The sequence below is a fragment of the Deinococcus alpinitundrae genome, from assembly GCF_009982895.1.
Lineage (GTDB): Bacteria > Deinococcota > Deinococci > Deinococcales > Deinococcaceae > Deinococcus > Deinococcus alpinitundrae.
In genome coordinates, this window is record NZ_WXZL01000288.1 from 1 (window position 1) to 267 (window position 267).

General features: G+C 37.1%; 1 protein-coding gene. It reads right to left on the reverse strand.

Annotated features, from left to right (window positions below):
- The coding region (locus tag GUI70_RS25770; RefSeq protein ID WP_202630611.1) for a UDP-N-acetylglucosamine 2-epimerase at positions 1-267 on the reverse strand (267 nt) is incomplete at both ends.

The following is a 267-nucleotide window of genomic DNA, read 5'->3' on the forward strand; positions in this document are numbered from 1 at the left end:
TTTATCTAGATGCGCTTCTATCACTTCTGTCATCGGTGATCCTGTCACAAAGATATTCGCTTTATTGAAGCCTTCATCTAATAAATAACGTCTGCTATGTTCCGTATAAGGTAGATTCACATCACTGACATGGTCAACAATTTTACGATTGATTTCTTCAGGTACATTCTGATCAAAGCATCTATTACCCGCTTCCATGTGGAACACAGGAATCTTTAATCGTTTAGCAGATACTGCTGCTAAACAACTATTTGTATCACCAAGAAT